This window comes from Parachlamydiales bacterium (assembly GCA_041671045.1).
Lineage (GTDB): Bacteria > Chlamydiota > Chlamydiia > Chlamydiales > JABDDJ01 > JABDDJ01.
In genome coordinates this window covers 144,516-167,403 of sequence record JBAZCF010000006.1, presented here as the reverse complement: position 1 = coordinate 167,403, position 22,888 = coordinate 144,516, and the positions used below count along the sequence as shown (strand labels likewise).

General features: G+C 40.9%; 14 protein-coding genes. 8 read left to right on the top strand and 6 right to left on the bottom strand.

Annotation, left to right across the window (positions count from 1 at the left end; genetic code table 11):
* The 4 genes from WC222_08310 to WC222_08295 all read right to left on the bottom strand — a co-directional run.
* A partial coding sequence (locus WC222_08310; GenBank protein MFA6916386.1) for a hypothetical protein occupies nucleotides 1–247 on the bottom strand: 247 nt, incomplete at its 3' end.
* A gap of 175 nt (nucleotides 248–422) precedes the next feature.
* Entirely contained in the window at nucleotides 423–10,553 is a 10,131-nt protein-coding gene (locus tag WC222_08305; protein MFA6916385.1) for a hypothetical protein, read from the bottom strand.
* Nucleotides 10,554–11,059: 506 nt separating this feature from the next.
* Nucleotides 11,060–12,802, bottom strand: coding sequence for an arginine--tRNA ligase (gene argS, locus WC222_08300; GenBank protein MFA6916384.1), 1,743 nt, complete (start codon nucleotides 12,800–12,802; stop codon nucleotides 11,060–11,062).
* A gap of 80 nt (nucleotides 12,803–12,882) precedes the next feature.
* On the bottom strand, nucleotides 12,883–13,953 hold the full coding sequence (locus WC222_08295) for a Glu/Leu/Phe/Val dehydrogenase dimerization domain-containing protein (GenBank protein MFA6916383.1): 1,071 nt from the start codon (nucleotides 13,951–13,953) through the stop codon (nucleotides 12,883–12,885).
* 129 nt (nucleotides 13,954–14,082) lie between these two features.
* Here WC222_08295 and WC222_08290 point away from each other — a divergent pair, with 129 nt between their 5' ends.
* Genes WC222_08290 through WC222_08275 form a run of 4 tightly spaced genes read left to right on the top strand, consistent with a single transcriptional unit; the run spans nucleotide 14,083 to nucleotide 16,612 of the window.
* On the top strand, nucleotides 14,083–14,805 hold the full coding sequence (locus WC222_08290) for a DUF2709 domain-containing protein (GenBank protein MFA6916382.1): 723 nt from the start codon (nucleotides 14,083–14,085) through the stop codon (nucleotides 14,803–14,805).
* Nucleotides 14,783–15,226 carry a tRNA (adenosine(37)-N6)-threonylcarbamoyltransferase complex ATPase subunit type 1 TsaE gene (gene tsaE / locus WC222_08285; protein ID MFA6916381.1) on the top strand — a complete coding sequence of 148 codons (444 nt, stop codon included), beginning with the start codon at nucleotides 14,783–14,785 and terminating at the stop codon, nucleotides 15,224–15,226. Before WC222_08290 ends, tsaE begins: the two co-directional genes overlap by 23 nt.
* Nucleotides 15,219–15,863 (top strand): ribosome biogenesis GTP-binding protein YihA/YsxC, encoded by a 645-nt coding sequence (yihA, locus tag WC222_08280; protein MFA6916380.1) that lies wholly within the window; start codon nucleotides 15,219–15,221, stop codon nucleotides 15,861–15,863. The genes tsaE and yihA overlap by 8 nt, the downstream gene beginning before the upstream one ends.
* A complete protein-coding gene (locus WC222_08275) occupies nucleotides 15,860–16,612 on the top strand; it encodes a DUF3820 family protein (GenBank protein ID MFA6916379.1) in 753 nt (250 codons plus the stop codon). The genes yihA and WC222_08275 overlap by 4 nt, the downstream gene beginning before the upstream one ends.
* Before the next feature lie 57 nt (nucleotides 16,613–16,669).
* On the opposite strand, the gene WC222_08270 is transcribed toward WC222_08275, so the two are convergent.
* The gene (locus WC222_08270) at nucleotides 16,670–17,242 is read right to left on the bottom strand and encodes a hypothetical protein (protein MFA6916378.1); all 573 of its coding nucleotides are present in this window, start codon (nucleotides 17,240–17,242) and stop codon (nucleotides 16,670–16,672) included.
* 69 nt (nucleotides 17,243–17,311) lie between these two features.
* Between WC222_08270 and WC222_08265 the strand changes: the two genes are divergently transcribed.
* Nucleotides 17,312–18,850: a hypothetical protein gene (locus tag WC222_08265; GenBank protein MFA6916377.1), complete on the top strand. Its 1,539-nt coding sequence runs from the start codon at nucleotides 17,312–17,314 to the stop codon at nucleotides 18,848–18,850.
* 19 nt (nucleotides 18,851–18,869) lie between these two features.
* Here WC222_08265 and pdxH read toward each other — a convergent pair whose 3' ends face one another.
* Nucleotides 18,870–19,523: a pyridoxamine 5'-phosphate oxidase gene (pdxH, locus tag WC222_08260; protein MFA6916376.1), complete on the bottom strand. Its 654-nt coding sequence runs from the start codon at nucleotides 19,521–19,523 to the stop codon at nucleotides 18,870–18,872.
* A gap of 54 nt (nucleotides 19,524–19,577) precedes the next feature.
* Here pdxH and WC222_08255 point away from each other — a divergent pair, with 54 nt between their 5' ends.
* The 3 genes from WC222_08255 (at nucleotide 19,578) to WC222_08245 (ending at nucleotide 22,862) form a co-directional block, all read left to right on the top strand.
* Nucleotides 19,578–20,783 (top strand): phosphoglycerate kinase, encoded by a 1,206-nt coding sequence (locus WC222_08255; GenBank protein MFA6916375.1) that lies wholly within the window; start codon nucleotides 19,578–19,580, stop codon nucleotides 20,781–20,783.
* Nucleotides 20,784–20,977: 194 nt separating this feature from the next.
* A complete protein-coding gene (locus WC222_08250; protein MFA6916374.1) occupies nucleotides 20,978–21,304 on the top strand; it encodes a hypothetical protein in 327 nt (108 codons plus the stop codon).
* Nucleotides 21,270–22,862, top strand: a complete 1,593-nt coding sequence (locus tag WC222_08245; GenBank protein ID MFA6916373.1) for an Npt1/Npt2 family nucleotide transporter — start codon at nucleotides 21,270–21,272, stop codon at nucleotides 22,860–22,862. The genes WC222_08250 and WC222_08245 overlap by 35 nt, the downstream gene beginning before the upstream one ends.
* The last annotated feature ends 26 nt before the right edge of the window (nucleotides 22,863–22,888 follow it).

Here is a 22,888-nt window from a genome sequence, read left to right as displayed (position 1 = left end):
TGACACATGCATTTAGGCACCGAAGAACAGTCTCTCTATCGATAGCAATAGCAGGATTTAAAACACAGCAAGCATCTATGATTTTAGCGACGAAAGCTGCATGCCTTTCTTTATCCAAGGGTGTTTCTAAAGGTAAAAAAAAATCTTCGTCTGGATGCGGCTCGATCATTCTGGGGGAAGAATGAGAAAATGAAATGGAATTATCTAAAGGACCACTTGCAGTTACATGCTGTACTGAGCAACTCATAGGATAATTAATGAATATAAAAGCGTGAGTATGTGGAGTAGATATTTTATCGTCAACGACTTAAAATAAGCTAATTAAGTTAAAAAATATTATTAACAAAATTATTAATTTAACTCAGTTTGTGATAAGGACAAACACACATAATCAGGGTCTTAGCTTAGCGGCCTTATAATGATCATAGGTTAAAACGTTTCAAGTATGAATCAATAAATCCATCCTTAGGAATATATTCTAAACAACGGTTTAAGGCACATTTCGATTCTAAATTCATATGTTCTAGATCTTGGATTAAAAGTAAAATAAGCTTCTGAGCTATCTTCGGAGAAATAAGATTCAATCTAAGTTTCATGTGTATGCATTCAAGCCTTGCTATCAAGAGATCGCTTTTCACAGCCATACTCACACTCTGTTTCTGGAATTTCACCGCTGTCTGGTCGCAGAAATTTTGTAGAAGATCTAAAACCTCCGATTGAGTGGGATGGATAGGACCCTTGTCACATATAAACGAAACAAATGTAGTTAAGAGTGTAAGGAGAGTGTCCTCTTGTTTCCATGTAAACTGAATATTCGTTTCTAAATACTCAATAATTTTTATAACAGTCCGAAAAGCTATTTCCGGATGGGATTTGATAACGTCAGTAGACTTTGCCAAATTTAACATTGCAGAAACAATAAAGGAAATGTCTTCAAATCTAAGATTCTGCAGCCATAAATCTAATATTTCATTAATAGCCTGCAGCTTATCTTTAAAAGTTACTTCAGTAACATTCAAAATCTTTAGGTTTTGTATTGTTAAATCCCCGTGAAAATGGATAAAAGCCAGTTGAAAGAGCATTTTGTGATTTAATTTTAACAATGCAACAATCTGTCTTTCTTTGACCATCCTGTCAGTGGCATTTTGTATGACATCCATGCTTTCAATGTCTGCTAGCATATTTATCAATGCCTGCAAGATGTCAATATGGGGGGAATCTTTTAGCGTGTTGATAAGAGCAGAAAGACAAAACTGTCTTAATTCTTGAAAATCAGTTGGACTCTTTGCTTTGAGGAAGGTGCTCAGTTCAGCCATAAGGATTAAGTGGGCTGTTGCATATTTTTCAGAAGTCCAAAAGTCATTGCTAAGGCTTCTTAATGAAGGTTGATCGTTAAGAGAAGATTCACTGAGAATTAAGTTGTTTGTACACAATGACAAAGAAAGCTGGTTTAAAACAGGAATAAGTATTTGAACGACTGTATTAGGATCATATTTACTTAGAACAAACCTCTCAATAAGGTTAATGGCAGCTTCTCTTAGAAATATACGCGCTACAATGGTAGTGGATAAAGTAAATTTATATTTTTCAAATATGACAAAATACTCTCTGAAATTTCTTAAATAGTCTTCCAAAGGGATTTTTTTGAAGAAGTTCAAGATTAAATAATATAATGTTTTACCCATCGAGGCATTAGACATGAGTTTTTTTGAAACCCGTATCTTGCAAATCCTATGGAATGACTCCAATTTTGTTTTCATTTCAGAATAGTCATAAGGGTATTCTGAAAAAGCTTTTAGGGCATCCGCAGCGTCTTTTGCATATTCTTCGTCGGAGGGGATATCTTTCTTAATGACCTCTTGAAATAATATAAAGGCTCTTTCGGTAGTAGTATTATTATTGAGCTTTAGCATATTTCGCAGTAGGTTGTAAATCGATTGAAAATTGCCTCTAAAAAATACGTACGAATTATTAAACAGCTTCAGTAAATCGTTTTCGATAAATTCTTTTGGAGCTTTTATGAAGAAATTTTCCCCCTTTTTCAACGTTGCCGACAGCATTAGATTTTGGTAAATAGGAAGGAAATTTTGAAAAGACAGATTGAACATATCATTAAGAAATTTTACAAAATGGAAAATTGTTTCTTTGGTTTCAGCCTTGCTAATAAGATGGATTAGGGCATCATCTACAACTTTCATTTGGTTGATAATGATGACATTGCATAGCTTAATAGATGTGCGGAGAGATAGTAGATATTGTAGATTGTTTTGAGTATAATTATGATCTCGGAGCGAAACTACAAGCTGCTGTACTTGGAATTGTATGCGTTCTTCCTCATTTAAAAAAGCACAGTTTAGAGAACGTACTTTTAGACTGATAAAGGCGTGAGGGATTTCAATAATAGCAAGATAACCAATGGCAAGGTTCCAGGCATTTCTACGTAACGAAGGGGGGGAAAGCGGTTCCAAGACTTCGACTTCTTCCAAAAATTCCAGATAATGTCTCAAGCTGTTCGCTGTAACATCAGATTTTTGTAATAGAGCTAATAGTTTTAGGACCAAATGTGTTGAACGAATGGTTTGATTTTTAAATATCTCTAAAACAATATTCAGTTCATTGGGCGTCTTTGTAATGACAATAAGCTTTTCTATTAGCTTTGGAATGTCGATAGCACCCCATAAGCCATATTTAGTAGCAACCCTAGCAGCTAGAAGATATTCTCCCATCGAATATGCTACCGAGTAATAGTGTTGCTTCTCCTCTGGACGGATGTATTGAGGGGAATTAAGCACCAGAAGCTCGAAACAAATTAATGATTCTCGGAGCATTTTCCGGCAGAAGAAAACTTCTTTCAAATACAGGAGATCTTGGATCCATTTATTAGACCATGCATTTAAATTAGGATTATCCATTCTGACATTCAAAGTTTTCATGACAGGGATGGTTTCGTCATAATATCCCATCTTAACAGCACGACGAGCTATGTTGATCCCAATTAAAAAAATTTGCACTTTGAAATTATCGTCTGTGCATTTCTTTTTTGATAAGAAAGTTGAAAAATATGTACATCCCTGACAAGTATAGAACGATGTTTCCGGCAGATCTTGCAGGTATTCAAGTATGGATACCTCACTAATATAATGTAGGGATGAAAGCTGAGATAGCTTAAGGCTATCCATAACGAAGTCTAATATAACTTTTGGATAGTCTTCAGCTGGAATAGCTACTTTTATTGTATGCAAGAAATCCACGATCCAAAATTCAACCTCAAGACGCGATGCGGGATGGAATTCTATAAAAGTATTGAGAATATCCTGGAGAGAAGTAAGCTCATTTACATTGTCCTCCACTTCCATCAGCAATGGATTAAGCTTCAGTTCTTGCAGCCAGGCCTTCTTGTAAAATTTGAGTAATTTTATGAGATGGTCTGAGGATAGCTCTAAACCGAATGTCTTTATGGATTGAAAAAGTTGTTTGCGCAAACCGATTAAATTGTCTTTAATGAGGATATTGATCAAGGGGGTGTTGATGAAATCGTTAAAGATGGAAATGTGATTTTTATGCTTAGTTATGGCAAATAAGAACATAGCTGAAGCATGTCTTACTAAAGTCGAATCCGGTTCAAGAATTTTTTTTGCCGTTGAAAGTATTACAAAGCTGATTGCAATAGTATATTTCTGATGGGCTAGCGCTTTTTTTATTCCAAATTTTAAAAGTTTTGCAGCCTCAGCCGGCGGAAGAGAGGACGTAATAAGAGTCTCTAATAGTTCATAATTTGTAAAATTTCCAACCTCCCATAAATTCAATACATAATTTCTAAGTTTCGAGTTATCAGTAAGGACAAGTTTTTCACCGGGATTTATGCCATTGAGGTAGGTTTCAATAATTTTATTTTTCCTATCTCTAGATTGATCACCGCAAAACCACTGGTTGTGGGTGGCCTTGACGAACAAAATCCTAAATTTTTCTTCGTAAGGAGACATATCCTCTAGAGCCGTTAGAATTATGAAATAGCCGGTGTTATTTTTGAGTAGGATTCCATTTTCTATTAGAAAGCCAAAGAGGTGGACAAACGGATCAAAAGACTTTTTTAAGTTTAATACTGAATGGATCAACTCCAAAATAATAGGGTCCAAAACAGAAGCTTCATCAGGGGTAAGCATCGATCTTAATTGACAGCAATACAGGAGATGGTATGTGAACATTCCTGCCTTTTCATCCGTCATTTCTCCTTCCTGATAACATCTGACTTTGGTCAATTCTGCACTTAGCTTCTCAAAATTAATTTCCGAAGGGTTATTCAGGATTTGAGGGATATACGAATAAACCTGTTCGTTAAAGTGTATATAATAAAGTACAGGGTCTGAAAGAGCGGATCCTTTTAACGAAATGATTTTTTTGATTGAACAGACGATTTTTTGCTTATCGGGTGCGTGGTTTAAGCAAAAGTTAAAAGATCGTATCAGCAAAGTGATCATATCGCTAATACGGGGATTGTTTTCATTTTTTAATGTTGCGAACACCGAGGGGTTGGCAAAGAAATCTAGAAAACATTCAAAGAAGGCTTGTTCTTTGATGGCTTTCAGTTGTGCAGAACTATAGGTAAAGTTGAGCAGCAGACGCCCTATCTTGATGAAGTATTTAAATATTTGCTTGGAGTTGGAGCCGGAGGAAAGGATATTAGTGAGAGTATTGACAGCGGCATGAACAAGCAATAACCGACTTTCTGCCGCAAATATATATTTAAAGTTATTTCTTACATAAGCATAACTGACGATGGCAATAGAATTTTCAGCATTCTCTAGGTTAACCTCTAGAGAATGCTTTCTATTTGATAAATGGATATCTATTAAAATATAAAGATACTTTGATTTCAGTTTGATTAAACTCATGCGTACAGTTTCATCAAAAGTCAAAGTAAAGTTACATTTTAATAGAACGCAGCTTTCCATGATGTTTTTTATGCAATGGATGCAGAGGCTTTTATATTGGCTTGGCATATCCATTTGCTTTAAAGGTAGAAGTAAGGTTTGGCAAAGGGAAATACTGGAAGGTAAATCATAGTTATAGCTAAAGAGTCTCAATCGCTCTTCAATTTGCTCCAGGAAATTTAGATAGCTTCTAGGAGCAATTTGAGCGCATGACTGGGCTAAGAGTCGGATGTTGCTAATATTATTAAAAATGTCAGTCTTTTCAAATGGGTTGCAAAGCTTTCTATAAAAATCAGGCGCTTCAAATTCTACGGATTTTCTAACTAGAAAATTAGAACTTAGTGCGATCTCTAAAATATGTTCCAAATAGGAATTCATCAATGCGGATTCATTGGCATCAATACTACGCGGTAAGAGTACAAATTTCATTAAAGCATGAAGCCATGCCGCTCTTTCATTAGATTCTAGCTTCTTATTGTCTGACATTATTATATGTGCGTAGAGCAATAGAACAATGGTGCGTGCAAAAGGAAGGAAGGCCTCAGAAGTAATTTCAAATTCATTAGATTGCAATCTATTCAAGAAGAGATAGATGCAGGTTATGAAGCGGGTAGTATTGAAAGGTTTTTGCTTTGTATCAGAGCCCAAAATAGGTGGACACTGTCCAGGCATCACAATAAATCGGAAATGTTCTGATTCTTCTACGGTAGGGTCATAAAAGGCAAAATTCAATAGCCTTTTGGCATAATGCTCAAAATTTTTAATATCCTTATTCACTGTGAATAGCATTAAAGTGGAATCGATGGCGGCGAGGATATGAATATTGTCCATTATGCTCTCATGACAATACAGGCATGCACTTTTTAAGTTATGCTCGAGGGCTTCTATACAATTTGTATCAGAGGCAGTTTTTTTGGGAATTAAACAACTGCTTTCCAACACTATCTCAGATGGAATGAGTTTGAGTTGAAGACAGGTGAATAAAAATTCCGTTAAAGACTTTGTGCGGTCTATCTGGTAGATATTGCGGCAAATATTTTTCATTAGACTGCTAAATTCTGGCGTACCGAAAACACTACTATATTTTAGCCTCTCTTGTTTATTCATTGTCATTGAGATGGATGTTAGGATGAGAAATAGAAGATCATAGAAAGTTTTTTCGGATTTCATAATCAATGGTTCATGATGCTGGACAAGCCATTGCAAAACTGTAACCCAGACAGGATCCTCAACGGTTAATAATTCCTTCACCTTAGAAATGAAATTAAGTAACTCATGAATATCCTGTTGCAATGAGTTGTTGAAAATGTTTTGGATAGCAAGGGACAAAGCTGTTTTATTTTTTAAAATAATAGTCTTGCTTTTAGGGTCGCTGCATAGGTCTATGCATACATTTATTTTTCCGAAAACTATTTGGGCTAGAACCGTTTGCTTTTCCTTAAGTGTTGCAGCTAATACATGACACAGGGGGCTAAATACGCAGTGCAGGGAATCTGAATGCATAGAGAGATTTTCTATTATAGCTTGAATATACGACATTTTCGTACTCAAGTCTTCCAAGGACAAAAGATGGGTTAAAAAAATTCCCTGAAGAGTACTTACTTTCGCATCCGATGTGAAATTTCTCAACAGAACCATTACGCTTTCCGGGATCATAAAAAAATGCGCTTTAAATGGATCGGCAGCGGTGCAAGCTAGGACAATAGCCCTATAATGCAGTTCCTTTTCTAAGAGGGGTGCGCCTTCAAGCTCTGACGCGGGGGGAAGGGGGTGGCAAGTGATCCAGGAAGAAAGTAAATTCTCTGTAAGTTTCTTGTCTTTCAATGTCGGTATTCTTGCTAAGCATATTTTCCACACATTATTTTTGAGTATGGTGGGTGTTTTTAAAACTAGCTCAAGCAATTCTCTAAATGTATTAGAGTCATCTTGGGGGACTAGAGTGAATAATGTGTTGAATATCTCGTTCATCTCTACGCTGAGCTGTTCCATCATCCTGTCAGCCCGGAAAATTTGCGTACAAGCAGTGATTTTTTTCTCTTGTATAAGTTCATTTAGGACGATGTGAATATGCTCATACCAATTGCCATTCCTACAGGGGGGCAACAAGAGCAGCCTTTTAGCTTTTTCTTCCGGAGTGCGGCATTCATAAAAAAGATGAGTGCTCTTAAGCAGATAAACAGCAAACGGTTCCAATATGTCTTTATGAACCTTTCTGTTGTAGCCTTCGTACATTTGCAAGACGAAGAAGAATAGAGAACTGTCGAAGTGATTTTGTAATAATATACAAGAACAGCGGATGCGTTCATCCAGGCTGAAAAATTCAAGTATGATGGAGGACTTAATCCAGGTAGTAGCTTGGATCGGGCTATGTATAGTCATTTCCGCTATCATCCTCTGTACGATGAAATGCAGCTGTTGTATCTGAGTGGGGGTTAATTCATGTTGTTTGGCAATAAGGAGCTTGGCGTGGTCCTCAGCATTACTGGGCGAAGTGCTTATCCTATGCGCTAGCAGATCTAAGTCTAGCTGACAACACAATTGCCTTAACTCAGGTAATGTCTGTACAAATTCTTTCAGCTTATGATGGCGGTTTACAGAGTCGTGGTGGACTGCCGCTAATTTGAGTTTGTGTATTAAGCTCTCCCACATGGAAATAGGAAGTGTGGAACCATTTTTTAAGACTTGAATTAACTGCATTGTTATTTCGAAGGTATCAGGATCATTTTCATGGGCCAGCCTTCTCAGCAGACGGGAAAGAAGATCCGTTTTATTCCTTAACAGCATAGAGTCATGTGTGCAGATTAACCGGACAACAGGCGTGAGAGAATTCAGCTTACGTGTTAAAAGCTTTTCTCCCAAATGGCAAAGCGGTTCTAATAAGAATTCTCCTGCAGGTCTATTAGGGTAGGAATAGCATTTATTAAACACCTGCAAGATCAGCTCTAGGGGAATATTATCATCTTCCATCAAATCTTTTAAGATAGCTGTTATGCTATCTTGCATGCTCTGGATCTTTTCAGGAGCTTTGTTGAAAAGCTTAAGAAGAATGTGCGCTTTTTGGCGCTGGCTTTTGGAAGCCTCCTGGATGAATAGTTCGTGTAAATCCGGAAGGTATTCCGTTCCCTCCAGAACCTTCTGTAAAGGCGTACCTATTAAGGTGAAGAATATGCCTGGCAAGCGGATGTTCTGGCGGATGAATTGATAAAGGGCCGTTTTGTCTTCTGCTGTTTTAGCCTCTGCAATTTTGCCTTGGAGGATATCATCAATTGTCCCCATCTTGAAGAGAGGTAGTGCATCTAGAGGCAGAAATGGAAGAAAAGGTAGGCAGAGGGGAAGTAATGTAGGCTTGACCTCTGAGATGCGTTGGACAAGGGCGTGCAGCCGCGCCCCTTCGCCCGGGACAGTAAAGTTCTCCAGGCAGGACTGGATATAGAATAGGAAAGGCTTCAAACAATCTAAAGCAATAGCGTGGGCAGGCAAAGTGAGAAACCTGTCGGCATAGATTGCGAATAGCTGCTTTTGTTGCGCGGTGTCAAAGTCATGCGGAAGCAGGGATTCCCAAACCTGAAGTAAAGCGCTCGGCTGTACCTTCCAAATGTTTTCCATAAAGGGGAGATAAGCTTGGAAAGAGCGTTTTTCAGCTTTGAGGTTGATAACCCAATGCTTGGCTGCAATCTCACAGCAGCGGGGGTGTTTGGTCAAAGCTAATGCGTTCAACCAGAGAGGCAGAGAAAAGGCCTGTGTCTTAGGATGCAGAAAAGGGGGAGCATCTTTTTGAGCCAGGGCGGAAAGGTGTTTTTTGGCTAGGCGGATGCCGAAATCTTTGATCTTTGGATCGGAGGAGTTTAACAACACGGGAAAGGCATAGCAGAGGAGGCTCTCATCGACAAAATCTGCATCATAGGCCTTTAACGCAACTAGAATGGATGTTCCTACAACATTTAAGAAAGAGTCAGTGGATAATACGAACTTATGCGCTAGTGCAGCGGTATCAGAAAGGGAGCAGGGCAGCTTTTGCGCATTGCGTGCAATCACACTTTCCTCTGCAAGATTGGTTTCCGGCAGGCTGACAAAGCTTAAAAAAAGATCTAATAGTTTTCCTGTATGTATAGACTCACTATAGAATGCAGTGTAATGCTCTTCCAGAGAATGGCACAGTGTCAGAAGGTCAGGATTCAAGGCAATTTGCAGATCTTCTTCGACTTGGAGGTACAATGCGGGGTGGTTAGAGCCATGATGGCGTGAAATACTATAGGAGGTGTTTTCGCAGCGGGATGCAAAGCTCAAGGACAAAAGGCCCGCTATCCCCAGTACACCTTCCAACATATCGCAAGGCAACTTGCTCTCTAAAATGAACCTGTAGAATGGATTTAGATGAAACAGTATGCCCTTGCTCTTTTCATTACGCGGAAAACAACACAAGGGTAGGCATTTCCACGCTTTAGATTGGAGAAGCAGCGGCACCGGATACTGTGGAAATTTATTCAAGCTAGAAAGGAATAAAAACATGCTCCAAATGATGCGTTGAACGGGGGCGTCAGAATGCCCTTTGTTGATGTTGCAGAATTTCTTCGCAATATCTTTTCCCCATGACGGGCCAACAGGATAGCTTTTGAATAATGTGTCCATAAAAGCCGGATAGTCGGCCTCGGAAAAGCAGGCATCTCCATTCAAGGACCGTCGGATGTATTGCACCAAAGCCCGGTCATTTTTGCTTTTCGGCGAATCTACAGCCAATACCTTATATCCGCGGAATAGGGCTGCCTGGAAGATGCTTGTCCCGTTATCGCAAAGCTCTGTCTTAAGATCGGCAGGGTCTTCCGTCAACGAGGAAGGTATGATGGAGATCTCCGGGAGTGTGTCCTTGAAAAGGCCTCCTTTTTCAAAGCGTCCAATCGTCAAGTCGATCCCGCAGTCTCTGAAGCTGATATGGATAAATTGCCCCTGTACAGCTTCATAGTCAATACCGAGCTCTAAGCAGACAGCGGGGATATCGAAAGATTTCGGCAGATCCCGCCCTTTCTTTAATGCGATTTCACATAATATCGCACGTGTATAAGCCTCGACATTATCCCAAAATGAGATTTTCGAATCTTTCGGCGGATTTTGGATCACGATCTTCCAATCGGAATCATGCGGTTTACGTTTGAGGTTCGCAAGGAAGAGGGGAGTGATGAGCTCTTTGGCTTCAGAAGCTTGAATGGCCTGGACGATAGCGTCAGCGAGCTTATAAACAACACTGGATCCCGCAAAAAAGAAGGATTCAATAGGCAAATCTGTATTTTGGGCATTCAAAGCAAAGCGGAGGATCTGCCTTAGGTTGACAGGCACCGAAGATAAACAGCGCGCGCTTAATTCATCATTGACACATGCATTTAGGCACCGAAGAACAGTCTCTCTATCGATAGCAATAGCAGGATTTAAAACACAGCAAGCATCTATGATTTTAGCGACGAAAGCTGCATGCCTTTCTTTATCCAAGGGTGTTTCCGTAGGGAAATATCTATCCGATTCGATATCTGAAGGGGATATTAGAGAGGTCGGATTTATTAGAGGTGGACTATTACTTAGATTTTGGGTGTAAATAATTTTATTATTTAGAGAACTACTTGGAGGAATCATAATTTATCTTTTTAATTACGAAAAAAAGAAGAATTGTATTTGAGTAGTTTGTTCAAGTCAACGAACATCCTCCTGACTGTTAAGGATGATGCTTTTGATGTAAAAGCGTATCCTAGCATAGGAGTGCTGCGACTTTTCCTTACAGTCGGACACATCTTTTTTTCTTAGCCTTTTGTATGGGATATTGTAGTCCTTCAGACTGCATATATGTGTTTAAACAATACCTAGGGCGATGCCCTAGGCTAGATTAATTTTGGGCCTTCAGCCCAATGTCCGTTTTGTATACATCTGTTGACTGGACGATTAGGGCTGAAAGCCCGTAATTATAATAGCCTAGGGCATCGCCCTAGGTAACAGAATACCTCTATATGCAGTCTGAAGGACTACAATAATTTGAAGATAGATTCCAATATAATGCAAGAAAAAGATGTGTCCGACTGTAAGGAAAAGTCGCCGCACTTCTATGCTAGGACAAGGTTGCTGATACTTCGGGATTAATACTAACCCTACATCTTCTCGACAGTCTCAACACCTAGCAAATCCAAGCCTAATTTCATTGTGGTCGCAAAAAGCTCGCACAAAAGAAGACGTGACTTCTCTTCGGGAGTGCCTTCTACACGGCAATCTCTAAAAAAGGCATTGAAGTTCTCAGCTAACCCGTACAGATAATCGCAAAGTCGATTGGGAAGAAGATCTGCGGACACGCTGTCCAAAGTTTCTTCAAAACGCAATAAATGCAGGGCTAAAGTAACTTCAGAAGGGTGTGTTAGAGTAATGGTGGCTGCACGTTTCAGTTCATCGATATTTGCACCCGTGCGCCGCTTGATCCCTTCTGCACGAACATAAGAATACATAAGGAATGCTGCTGTATTACCATCAAAACGGAGCATACGCTCATAGCTGAAAACATAATTGCTAGTACGGTGACATGATAGATCCGCATATTTGACAGCACTAATACCTAAAACGTGTGCAATATGTTTGATTTCTTCTTCGGATAGTCCGGGATTTTTTTCCCTAAGGATTTTTTCAGCTTCAATAATCGCATTGTCCAATAGGTCCATAAGTCTTTCTGTAGTTCCGGAACGGGTCTTGAATTTTTTCCCGTCTTCGCCAAGAACCAGTCCAAATGGAACATGTTCCGTTTTTACTTTGCTTGGGTCAACATAGCCGGCTTTTTCTGCTGCCTTAAAGATCATATCAAAGTGTGTGGCTTGTCCGGCATCTGTGACATAGATAAGACGATCGCCTTTTTCTTCCTGCACTCTTTGTTTGATTGCAGCCATGTCGGTTGTGTCGTAATTGAAGCCGCCATCGGATTTTTGTACCATTAGGGGCAGTGCATCACCCTCGCGGTTTTTAAAACCTTCCAGGAAGATACATTTTGCCCCATCGGAAATTTCAACTAACCCTTTTGCTTCCAATTCCGCCACTATACCGGCCAATTGGGGATTGTAAAAGGATTCGCCTCTTTCTTGGAGCTTAATATTCAAGAGATCATAGATCTCTTGATACGCTTTGCGGGAAATCTCACAAATAATTTCCCAAGCTTTCTTTGCTTCGGCATCGCCGCTCTGGAGTTTGACCACTTCTTGCTGGGAGGTAAGTTTAAAAGCAGGGTCGTTATCAAAGAGGGCTTTAGATTCTTTATACCAACCCACCAGGTGCGTGAGATCAGTATTTTCTTCTCCTGTAAGAACGTTCGGATGATTGCGTTTTAGAAATGCGATCAGCATTCCAAATGCTGTACCCCAATCTCCAATATGGTTAAGGCGTAATACATTGTTCCCTTGAAATTCCAACACCCGTGCAAGGCAATCACCGATAATTGTCGAACGTAAATGCCCTACGTGCATTTCTTTTGCCGTATTAGGGGAAGAGAAGTCGATGATGATGTTTTGGGCAGGCGTAGTTCTATTCACACCTAAGCGTGGATCATTCAGGATTTGATTGGAGCTTTTCTCAAGGAATTTCTCATCCAAAGTAATATTTATAAAGCCGGGACCGGCAATTTCAATTTTAGAAATAAAGGGACTTTGCAGTTTGGCAACAATCTCGTTAGCAATAACCCTGGGCGGTTTTTGCAAGACTTTCGCAAGCTTCATAGCGGAATTGCACTGGTAATGACCGAACTGAGGTTGTGTGCTTTGAGATACTTCTACAAACTGAGCGTGTGTATCTTTGATTTCCGGGAAAGCATCTTGGAGAGCTTGGCTGCAAATAGTAGAGACTTGTTGTAATAAATTCATTTTGAATTACTTATTGGTAAAGAAAAAGCTAAAAGTTTGTGAATAAATGCTAAACGAGCCCGGCAAAAAACTCAAGCGGGTTAAAATATTGGTAGGCTACGCTTACCGATTCCGGCTGCAATATTATGTTCAGCAAGTTTATCTGCAATAATGCTCGTCGCCCTGTCCTCTGCTTTGGACTTTGCAAAAATCTGCAGTAAAGTCTCAAAGATGAGATGGGTTTGATCCCTTGCTTCTATGGCCTTATATCCTGTTTTTTCGAACTCGGCAGTTGCGTTGATGACACCGCCTGCATTGATAGCATAATCGGGAGCGTACAGTATCCCTCTCTTATGCAGTTGGATTGCATCATCAGGCGTGGATAACTGATTGTTGGCTGCACCGGCAACAGCTAGACAGCGTAATTTTGGAATTGTTTGAGGATTGATAATACCCCCTAAGGCACAGGGAGCTAAAATGTCGCATTCTACTGCTGCATATTCTGCAGGGGATACTTGCTTAGCGCTATATTCATGGCAGAAACGTGTTGTGCGCTCAGCGTCCAAGTCGCATAATATCAAATCTGCTCCCTGCCAAAAAAGCATTTCGGCTAAGTTCGATCCGACATGGCCCAGACCTTGTATTGCGATGGATCGCCCTTTTAAGGAGGTAGAACCCCATAAGGTCATCGCTACCGCTTGCAGGCCTCGCACAACTCCCCAAGCCGTGAAACGGCTGGGATCTCCGCTGCTGTAATTTGTGGGAAGCGCAGCTACATAGGGAGTGCTCTCACGGATAAATAACAGATCTTGCGGCGTGGAGCCTACATCTTCAGCAACTATGTATGAACCTTTTAACAGATCAACGACTTTTCCGAATGCCTGCAGCAATGAAGGAGTTTTCCCTGTCTTTGGGTCAGCTATGATTACGCTTTTGCCGCCGCCGATCCCGATTTTGCATAGAGCCGTCTTGTAAGTCATTGCCTTAGCTAGACGTAGGGCATCTTCTAGCGCATCATTCTCGGAAGAGTAAGGGAAAATCCGTACGCCTCCTAAACTGGGTCCGAGTTTTGTAGAGTGAACCACAATAATACAGTGCAGCATGACAGAGGGGTCTTTGGCCACGATAACTTTCTCGTAATCTGGGATCTCCAGCGTTTCTATTGTCAGCATAAGTTTGACCATTGGGTAGTGAGTTAGTAGGGATTTCAGCTGATGGGCCCTATTTGACTTATATACAAGTTATAGTTATCTTAATGTGTCTCTAATCCCTTAATTATCATTTATCTGTTTGAGGTTGCAATGACAAAAACTGTCATCACAGACGATGTAAGAAACCTATTGAAAGATTATCTCACAACTAATCGCCCCGCTGAGCTGGTTCATACATACCTGTTTTACATTGAAAATAGCTATCAACTCCAGCCCGTACTCTACGCTAAAGAAAAAAAAATTTACCAAAGTGCTGATGATGTTGTCAATGAACTGGAAAAAGAAAACAAGCTTTGGCACGAAGCAGAAATAAAAATCAACTTTGGTTCCCACAGCGTCGATGAAAACACCAAGAAAATTTATATCTGCCCCTTTACCGGCAAAGTTTTTGGTGACAATACCCATCCCAATCCTCAAGATGCTATCTATGATTGGGTATCAAAATGCCCCGAAAATACCGAACGCGTAGGCGGTTTACGTGTAAAACGCTTTTTCGTATCCGAAGATCCTGATGTGATCCGCAATTACATACCACAGCATAGGCCAAAAGACGCTATCGTCAAGACAGTATACTCATCTGTCCTAAGCGGAAAACTTTTCAACAGCAAAGAAGCTGTCATCAGAGATTTTAAGAAAAACTACCTCAAGCGCCTGTCTATCATGGAAGTGCAAAATCAAAACCGTTTCGAGATTGATGACCGTTTCGTTGTTTTCCTGCAAAACTACTTACAAGAAGATAAAATCGCCGCTTTTGTTGAAACATTAGTCGGTGACACGGAATTGGCGCCCTATGTCGAGCAATGGCTGGAATAACATTATTAGCGAAAGCCCCGAAGATACAAAAGAAATAGCAAGAAATTGGTCTCAAACTTTAGTTAAAGGGTCCATTGTTATTCTTGAGGGAGATCTTGGAGCGGGGAAGACAACTTTTATTAAAGGCCTCGCTCAAGGTCTAGGCAATATTTCCGCCGATTCTGTCCAAAGCCCCACCTTCACTTATATGCATATATATGAAGGCGGTCGCTTGCCTCTTTATCATTTTGATCTATATCGATTGAAAGGTGCGGACGAATTTTTGCAACACGGTTTTGATGAATTCATTGAAGGGGAAGGCATTAGCTGCATCGAATGGCCGGATAGAATAGCCGGTTTGCTTCAGCCCCCCTACTGGAAAATAGTAATAACGCATGTGGATCCATCCACTCGTCGTTTGGAGATTAAACATTATGGCTAAATTCAATTTGCAAGGCGTTCAATTTGTCGCTTCAGCTCCCTCAGTGGAAAAACTTCCCACCGTCAGGGATGAGTCAGGCAACGTTCTTCCCGAAGTAGCTGTTATTGGCCGCTCCAACGTGGGTAAATCCAGCCTGCTCAATATGGTATTCAATACCAAAAGCCTAGTAAAAACCTCCTCCACTCCCGGAAAAACGCGTGCCATCAATATTTTTGCCCTCAAAGATACTGTCGCTTTTGCCGACCTCCCAGGTTATGGCTATGCAGCAGTCTCCAATGAGATCCAAAAAGAATGGGCTCCAATGATAAAGGGGTATTTTGAGAGAAGAAAAGGTCTTACCGTGACTTTGTTCCTCTTTGATATCCGCCGCGATCCTAATGAAGAAGACCGCAGACTAATGCAGTGGCTTGCCAACCAAGATAAGGCCGTCATCTTAGTCATTACCAAAACAGATAAAGTGTCCAAAGGACAAGTTCAAGGACGCTGCAAGCGTATTTTAGCTGGCTTAGGAGTAGAAAATTTACATTTTATCGCTTGCTCAGCCTTGAAAAAGGAAGGACGCGATAATCTCCTAAGAATGCTTTCAGACGCATTGCAAAATGAATCTCAATCTAATGAACAACCCCAAACTTCATGAATTTCTTAGAAAAACAGCAGCAATTTGTTTGTATCGATTGCGAGACAACAGGCCTAGACCCAAAAAATGACCGTGTTATCGAAGTTGCAGCTGTCATCTTCACGCTTGAGCAAGACATTGAGGGCTTTGAATCTCTGATTAATCCTCAAATGATTATTCCTGAAGCTTCCATCAAAATTCACCATATTACCGACTCCATGGTTGTAGGAAAACCTCTTTTACCTGAAGTTCTTCCTAAATTGATCAAAATGATCGGAAGACTTCCTATTGTAGGCCATGGCGTAGGTTTTGATATTGCCCTATTGGCCGAAGCTGCTGAAAAAGCGAGCATACCTCATTCTCTCTCATTCAATAAAGTTATCGACACATTGCGAATGGCACGGCTTTATGGAGAATCTCCCATTAACTCCCTCCTACAGCTAGGCAAGCACTTTAATATCGAAGTAGAAGGTACGCATAGGGCAATGACAGATGTCATGATCAACGTAGGCGTCTTTAAATACTTGTTTAAACAATACCGTACTCTAAATCAACTCTACGCTGCCTTGGATAAACCGATATTAATGAAAAAGATGCCTTTAGGAAAGCATAAGGGGCGTTTACTTAAAGATTTGCCTCTGGATTATCTACTTTGGGCTGCCAAAAAAGAATTCGATATGGACCTGTTATTCTCTCTTCGCAGCGAGGTAAATCGCCGCAAAAAGGGAAACTTGTTTAATCAATCAGCTAATCCGTTTACTACATTGTAATTAGTGACCATAAAGCAGTGAGCAAAAAATCCTTTGCTCACTTTTGTTTCTACTGAATCAGTTTGTATGCCTTAATGCCCAGCAATGGTGTATTTTCTTTATAGAGAGGGAAATTGTTGAGGCGTGGGGATTGCCTTGAGTAAACTCACGCTCTAAATTCCACAATGCTTCTACTACTCTTTTTTGAGCATCGCTATAAGTTTGGCGTTTATGCTCATCCTTATAGATATGGCAAATTTGTTCTTTCATCTCTTTGTAAATAGTCTCTAAACGATCCCGCGACACATCATAACTCCCGCTTTTCAGCTCGCGCAATAAAACTTCATAACGTTCATAAGCTGCAATTCCTTTTACCCTAGAATTCAGATCCCTACAGCTTAAGATGTGTTTAAGTAAACTATGTTGGATAGCTTGTTGTTGAGCTTCGAGAATAAGGATTTTGTAAGGGATAGACTCAATAATTTTGGGAGGAGGTAAGGCTAGCCAAGGATTGGGCTCTATTGTAATAGAGTGTGTTTTTAAAATTCTTCTATATTTATTAAGAAGTTGTTCTGTAAATTTATTTCTATTAAATATAGAGGTGATGTTTATATTTGTAATTAACTCCTTCCTTATAATTTTATTTTCCATAAGTGTTTGGTTTGTATTTAAATTAATTTTTAATTGTATAATAAAAATATAGTAAAATTGGAGGTTTTTATGTCTGGCGCTGAATTCCCTTCTGCCTCTCCAACTCATGCTTATAATCCAGATTTAAATATTCCCGGAAGTAGAAAAGCTGTGGCTCTATCTCCGAGTGTAACAAATATAATTGCAGACATTGGAAAGGAAGTCACAGACAGTACTAAAAATGTTTTGCAGTCAAAGTCACGCCAATTTCCAAATAAACCTTTACCTTCATTACCTTCCGTTGTGAAGCCAAAAGGGGAGCATGTAGAAATACATCAGAAGGAACAACAACTATCCCCAAATATGGATGGAAATTTAGAGTCCATAGAACTTCCACCTGATGAGCCCCCTCCGCTAGAACCTGCAGTGGAAGAAGAAAATCAAGCCTCCAGTGAAAATAATACAAGTGAGCCCGCCCTTCAGGAATCAGCGCATAACGAAAGGCTAGAAAATCAAGCCTCCAGTGAAAATAATACAAGTGAGCCCGCCCTTCAGGAATCAGCGCATAACGAAAGGCTAGAAAATCTTACTTCTCTGGAAGACTTAGACAAACCTGAGGTGGATGAGTTGCAAAAACCTGGTGTCGGAGAATCGAGTCATTCTGAAAAACCCGCTAAATCTAAAAATCTCAAACACACTATTGCCAGTTTAGTTTCTGAAATTACACATGAAATAAAACACTCTGAAATTCCAGGTGAATTATCGGCTAAGATACGTTCCATAGTGAAATTTTCACTTAAACAAGGAGACTACTTACTGTCCAAAGTTGAGCATTTCAAGGAAAAAGTCACCGCGAAGGTAGCTTCAACGAGCAGTCGCACTAGCCAAGAAGGGGGAGTGAGTGGAACTAATGCTAGGCCCTCTTCATCAAAAGCAGAAAATGCAACAGCCTCTTCAACCCCAGCGCCTATTACACATGGACAACTCAGTTCTCCGGATGTGTATCTCTATTACGGAGGGAAAGTTATGGATGCCATACTTTCTGAAGACGCCGGTGCCCGTGGATTATTTCGCATTCCGGCAACACGAGAGGAAATAGTTAAAACTCTGAGTCTGGCTAGAGAATCCAAATCAGTAGACGAATTCTCCGAAAAAGCAAACGTAAAAGGTACAGCTTTGGAGTTAACGGGAATCTACAAAAATTTCTTTATGAATATGCCTATAGAATTGCGGAAAAATTTTGTTGAAATAGGTAAATCCGAGGAAATAATGAAAAATGTAGGAGAGGGTAAAATTTCTATAGAAGAGGGTGCAAAACAATTTTTTGCAAATCTAGAGGCAGCAAAAGAGACGCATCCCAAAGAATATGCACTTTTTAAAGATCTTATCGATATTATGACAGTGACCTATATGAAAGATTGGAGTCACCAAAATAATCCCTCCGTTCAGAATATGGTAATAGGCTCGCCTTTTTTTGTAATGCTGCTATTCAATCCTGCAGAGGGAAATGATGCAGCGTCCCTACAGAGGGAATTAACAACCCTAAATTCTATGAATACCTTAGCAGAAGCAATTATCCTTCAAAATGGAATAGATAAATTCCCTGAACAAGCGAAATTATTTACATAGAGATCGAAGATAGACTTAACTAAGGCGACAGTCGGGTTATATTCCAATTGCCGCCCTCTTTGAGATATAAAAATCTATCGTGTAAGCGTGCTTCACTTCCCTGCCAAAATTCAAAAGTAGCCGGTGTAAAACGATACCCACCCCAATGCCGCGGACAAGGAATATCCTTGCCCTCATAAAGTTTTTCAGCTTGACTGTATGCACTTTCAAGGGAGCTTTTGGCATGCACCGGCATATCCTGGCGTGATGCCCACGCCCCTAATTGGCTTTTACGCGGTCTGTGCGCGAAATACTCTTCAGAAATTTCACGAGAGGTTTTCTTCACAGTTCCCTCCATCCGTATCTGCCTTTCTATATTACCCCACCAAAATGTGATCGCGGCATAAGGGTTTGCATCCAGCTCATAGGCTTTTCTACTCCCATAATTGGTGAAAAACAGAAGGCCGTCTTCATCAAAATGTTTCATTAATAGGGCTCTGCAGGAAGGTTTACCATCGTTTGTAGCAGTCGATAGCAGGAAGGCATTAGGCTCCATGGCTCCGCTTTCTTTGGCACTTAGGAACCAGGCATTAAATAGTTGAAAAGGACTTGGCAGCAGATCTTGGCGAGTCAATCCGCGATTTCCATATTCTTTGCGTAAATCTTGAAATGTAAAAATATAGTTTTCTGCCATTGACAAGCCTCAGAAGCTTTATGTTATAACAATCTCAACACAGGAGAATTTCCCATGGCGCAGAAATTGTCAATCTCAGATCTCAATCTTCATAATAAAAAAGTTTTGATGAGGGTCGATTTCAATGTTCCTTTGGATGATTCCCACCAAATTACCGACGACACACGTATTTCTGCCTCCCTTCCCTCCATCAGGCATATCCTTAAGAACGGCGGCTCCGTGATATTAATGAGCCATTTGGGCCGGCCTAATGGGGAAGTTAACCCGGAATTTTCTCTGAAGCCATGCGCAGCCCGCCTTTCAATTCTCCTGGACCACCCTATCATGATGGCGCCCGACTGCATAGGGCCCGATGTTGAGAGACTGGTTTCCCAACTTAAACCGGGACAAGTTCTGCTCTTGGAAAACTTACGTTTTCATAAAGGAGAAGAAAAACCTGAAAAGGACCCCTCCTTTGCTAAAAGCCTCGCTTCCCTAGGCGATTTATATATTAACGACGCGTTCGGCACTGCGCATCGCGCCCATGCCTCCACTGCTGCGATTGCACAATATTTTCCGGGTAAAGCTGCGGCAGGCTTTCTCCTGCAAAAGGAAATAGAATTTATAGGCCATACGCTGGAAAATCCAAAAAGGCCTTTTCAAGCCATCATTGGCGGAGCCAAAATCTCGACAAAACTGGGAGTTATCCGCTCTCTATTAAAAAAAGTCGATACTTTATTGATTGGCGGCGGCATGTCTTTTACTTTCTTTAAGGCACAAGGGTACGCTATCGGCAACTCCATTCACGAGGACGAGATGCTGAATGAAGCCAAAAGTATTTTGGAAAGTGTAAAAGGCCAGCCTAACCGATTGATCCTTCCTGTAGATATTGTCATCGCCAATGCCATCAAAGAAGATGCGGAAACAAGAATTATTGATCCGACGAAGGGAATTCCTGAAGGTTTTGAAGGTGTAGATATTGGTCCGGAAACTATAAGGCAGTTTTCTTCTCATCTCCAAAAAGCTGGAACAGTCATTTGGAATGGGCCACTCGGTGTCTTCGAGGTACCAAAATTTGCCGCAGGAACAAGAGCAATAGCCAACACCGTAGCAAACATCCAAGCAACCACGATCGTAGGGGGCGGAGACTCCATCGCTGCCCTTCAACAGATGGGCCTAGCCGATTCCATTTCACATCTTTCTACCGGGGGAGGGGCTACTCTAGAGTATATTGAGTTTGGTAAACTCCCTGGTATTGAGTCACTTAGCGATAAAAAATGAGATTTTTTTTGATGTAGAAACGAACCTAGCTTTCGGGTCATATATACAAAATATTTGATGTAATTATCTATAAAATCAAACTATCCACTTCGTATCAATTTAGGTTTATTTACTATTATATTGAATTTAATTCAAATTAGTTTTAAACTTAAAGTGAAACTAAATTAAAAGCTCCCCCAAAAGGCGGATAAAGTTTGCAAAAAACTGAAGATTGCAGTATAAACTTAGGCAAAATGCGAGCGAGTGGCTCGTATAACCACTTTTTTACTCTTTTTAATGAGTGGAGTAAAAATGCGCCTAACCGGCAAGACTTCGTCGAGATTGTGGCCATGTTCACAAGCTTAAATCTATCAAGTTCGGTGTTGCCCATGCAGAACAGCCCTCCTAAAGCTCTCGCTTTAACCGGAATGGCCCCTTTTGCCCTTTGCGGTAACCCCAGCTTAACTTCTTTTTTCCCTATAAGTTATAATAGCCATAAGGACGTGCATGTCTACTGCTGCACCAGAGACTTCAGAATTTAAAGGATGGCGGGCCTACCTATGGCCTGTACATAACTATGAGCTTAAAAAGCTTCTTCCGATGCTCTGCATATTCTTTCTTATCTCATTTTGCTACAACATATTAAGAACACTCAAAGACCCCCTGGTTATGCATGCTAAGGGCTCCGGAGCAGAAGTCATACCTTTTATTAAAGTATGGGTCATGTTCCCCTGCTCAGTCTTCATGACCTTTCTCTTTACCCGACTTTCCAACCACCTTTCCCGCGAAAGGGTGTTTTATCTGATGACAAGCCTCTTTCTGGCATTTTTTGTCTTCTACGTCGCCATCCTTTATCCTAACCGCACAGCTATCCAACCTGATACATCCACTGACTATTTACGCAGCCTCCTCCCCATTGGGCTCGGCGGAATGATCGCCATGTTTAACAACTGGACCGGCACCGGATTCTATGTAATGGCAGAACTGTGGGGAAACATCATCCTTTTCGTTCTTTTCTGGGGATTTGCTAATCAGATCACCCGCCTGAACGAAGCGAAACGTTTTTATGGCCTTTTTGGTATTGGCGCTAACTTTTCCGGCTTTGTTTCCGGACAGTTAGGCGTGATGATGGCCAAAGGCGCTTACAACCCTAATATTCCTTTCGGCAATACAGCTTGGGAACAATCCCTGATCCTCCAAGTGGCCGCTGTCACCTGTGCCGGTGTCCTAGCTATGCTCCTCTTCCGCTGGTATAACCGTGTAATATTGACCGATGACCGTTACAAGCCTACTGAACATCAAGGCGATGCCAACGGGCAGAAATTCAAGTTCTCTATGCGCGATAATATCGCTACCCTGTTCCGCTCACGCTATGTCCTCTACATTGCCATCATCATGGTTGCCTATAACCTGGTCATCAATCTAGTGGAAGTCTTGTGGAAGCATCAAGTAAAAGAACTTTATCCCGATGCGAATGCCTACAATATCTATATGAATGAAGTTTCTTCGCTTATCGGTGTCATCGCAACCTTTACAGCCCTCTTCATTTCCGGCAACTCGATCCGTAAATGTGGATGGACCTTTACAGCGATGCTGACACCTGTCATCCTCTTCGTGACAAGCATCGGTTTCTTCGGTTTCTTCTTTATGAAAGAATACGGCGTCAACATGTTATGGACTACAATCAGTATGTCGCCATTAGCGATGGTTGTCTTCTTCGGGTCTGCCCAGAACGTCCTAAGCCGCGCTTCTAAATACTCCGTTTTCGATGCAACTAAAGAAATGGCCTTTATCCCTCTCTCGCATGAGCAAAAGATCAAATCCAAAGCTGCCATCGATGGTGTATGTTCCCGTTTAGGTAAATCAGGCGGCGCTTTGATCCACCAATCGCTGCTAGTGTTTTTCGGGTCTCTGTCAGCTTCCGCTCCGTATGTGGGCGTATTCTTACTGACGACAATCGGAATTTGGGGATCGGTGACATATCTGTTAGGAAGAAGATTCAATGCTCTTGTGGCGCCTAAAGCACGTCCACCCGAGCCTGTTAAAGAGGCTGCGCTGGGGGCCGAGGCAATGGTCCTGAAAGAACAGCAAGCTGTTTAATATTGTGTTAAGCAAGATAAGAATAA